Genomic DNA, 2636 nt, shown 5'->3' on the forward strand with positions numbered 1-2636 from the left:
TGCGTATTTCGCTCATCGTGACCGGTCATTTCGCTAACAACGTGACCGATTCCTGCCCCCCATTGCGCGGGGTCTAAATTCTAACCGCATCGGTCACGATGCCGCCTCTTCTTCTGTCTTTTGACGTCGCAGCGACTCGCCTTTCATCACCAGTCGGTAAGCACTGTGCACCAGTCGATCCAGCAAGGCATCGGCTACCGTCGGGTCGTTGATCCAGCCGTGCCAGTGTTCGACCGGCAGTTGGCTGGTCAGTACTGTTGACCGAGAGCCGGCGCGGTCGTCGATCACTTCCAGCAAGTCATGCCGAGCATTTTCTTCCAGCGCCGCCAGACCCCAGTCGTCCAAAATCAGGACGTCGATTTTGGCCAGTTGCTGCAACGTGCGGCCGAAGCTGCCGTCGCCGTGGGCGATGCGCAGTTGCTCCAGCAGACGCGGCGTGCGCAGGTACAGCGTGCTGTAGCCCTGACGGCAGGCCAGGTTGCCCAAGGCGCAGGCGAGCCAGGTTTTGCCCACGCCGGTTGGGCCGGTCAGTAGCAGGTTGTGCTGTTGGCGGATCCAGTCGCCGCTGGCCAAGGTGGCTATCTGGCGCTCGTCCAGGCCTCTGCCGCGACGGCGATCAAGGTCTTCCAGGCAGGCCCCGCCGTATTTGAGCTTGGCTTGTTTGCGCAGGCGCTCCAGGCGTTTGTTGTCGCGCCAGGCCAGTTCGCGGTCGAGCAGCAGGCCAAGCCGATCATCGAAGCTCAAGCTGTGGCAGGCCGGCAGTGTCCATTGCTCTTCCAGTGCCTTGGCCATGCCGCTCAGGCGCAGTTGGTGCAACTGATTAAGCGTGTGTTGGGTCATCATTGAACAGCTCCTTTTGGGTGTAATAGTCGGCACCACGCACGTTTTCGTGGCAGGCGGGTTGTGCGGCGGCGCGGGCCTTGGGCAGTGGCTGCTGGTCAAGGCCTTGTTTGAGCAGGTTGCGCACGGTGTGGCTGTTGAGCGCACGCAGCTGGACGGCGCGATGGGCCGCCGCTTCAAGGCGTTCGTTGCTGTACTGGCGGGCCAGCGAGAGCAGGCCCAGACAGGAGCGGTAGCCCATTTCCGGATGCGGTTTGTGGGTCAGTTGATGTTCGACGATCTGCCGCACGTGCGGGCCGATCCGCTCGCCCCAGTCGAGCAGGCGCTGGGGTGTCCAGTCGCGATGGGCCTTGTGCGACGCGGGCATGTGTTCGCTCTGGGTGCTGTAGGCGCCGCGCCGTTGCAGCAACAGGTGGCTGGCGATCCGTCGGTGGCCATGCAGGATTTCGACGGTATGCGCGCCCACTCGGGCGTCGACGCTTTGCCGCGCGAGCGCCGAGGGCACGCTGTAGAAGGCTCCGTTCACTTCGACGTGGTAGTCGATGTTGACCTTGCAGCGTTTGAAGGTCACGACCTCGTAAGGGTGCGCCGGTAACGGCTTCAGCGCCGGCTGGTCGAGTTGCTCGAACCAGTCCCGTCGGCATCCGTCGAGCTTTTTGAAGGGGCGTCGGTTCAAGTCCTCCAGCAAGCCCGCGATGGCTTGATTGAGCGCGTGCAGGCTGAAGAACTGCTGATGCCGCAACCGCGCCATGATCCAGCGCTCGACCACTTGCACGGCCACCTCTGCCTTGGCTTTGTCCTGTGGTTTGCGTGGGCGTGCCGGGAGCATGATGGCGCCGTAGTGCTGGGCACACTCCAGCGCCGCGCGGTTCAGACCCGGCTCGTAACGGTCGGGCCGAGCGACCAGGGCTCGTGGGTTGTCCGGGACGATCATTTCGGGGACGCCACCGAAGTAGCTGAGGGCCTGGCTCAACGCCGTCAGCCAGTCCACTTGGGTCTCGCTCGGCGTGGCGCACGCGTAGGTGTAGTTCGAGGCGCCGAGGGCGGCGACGAAGATGTGCGCCTCTCGGATCTCGCCGGTGGCGGCGTCGATCACCGGCAGCGTGGGCCCGGCGTAGTCGATGAACAGCTTTTCGCCCGCGCGGTGCTGCTGGCGCATCGAGCGTTTGAGGGTACGGGCGTAGCTGCGGTAGTGCTCGACGAACTGGGTGTAGCGGTAGGTCGGCTGGTCGGGATGAGCGGCGGTGTACTCCTCCCACAACAGTTGTAGCGTCACGCCTTTGCGACGTAGTTCGCGGTGCAGGGTGATCACGTCGGGCAGCACCCGGTCGCCGCGGGTGTGGATGATCCTGGCGGCGGGCACCAGGGCGGCACCGAGCGCCACCTCGTCCAGCAGCGCCAACGCGGGCCACTCGATGCCGGTGTCACGCGCGGCCTTGATGTACTTGCTGACCACGCCTTTGGACAGCTGCAAGGCGCGGGCGATCTTCTCGTGGGACAGGTCGGCCTCGAACTTGAGGCGCAGGCATTCTTTGATATTACGCATGGCTACTCGCTGCGCCGCCATCCTTCGACTCCCCGAAATGGGGGCAGGGTGGCGGCGGGTCAGGTCATGCGCAATGAGGTGCAGGGTATTTCGCTAACAACGTGACCGCTCATTTCGGTAAGGGCGTGACCGGCTGTTTCGGAACAGGCGGAAATCGGTCACGTTGTTAGCGAAATGAGCGGTCACGCGTTAGCGAAAGGGTCGGTCACGATGTACCGAAACGGGCGGTCACGATGGGCCGAAATACGCA

At 63.8% G+C, this 2636-nt stretch carries 2 protein-coding genes; both read right to left on the bottom strand.

From position 1 onward, the window contains the following. Positions 1-93: 93 nt before the first annotated feature. Positions 94-843 carry an IS21-like element helper ATPase IstB gene (istB, locus tag AC3WWR_RS30765; protein ID WP_489326775.1) on the bottom strand — a complete coding sequence of 250 codons (750 nt, stop codon included), beginning with the start codon at positions 841-843 and terminating at the stop codon, positions 94-96. Next, complete coding sequence (istA, locus tag AC3WWR_RS30770) at positions 821-2407, bottom strand: IS21 family transposase (protein ID WP_489327938.1); 1587 nt, start codon at positions 2405-2407, stop codon at positions 821-823. The genes istB and istA overlap by 23 nt, the downstream gene beginning before the upstream one ends. Between the last annotated feature and the right edge of the window lie 229 nt (positions 2408-2636).

This window comes from Pseudomonas sp. EB271-G4-1 (assembly GCF_058791355.1).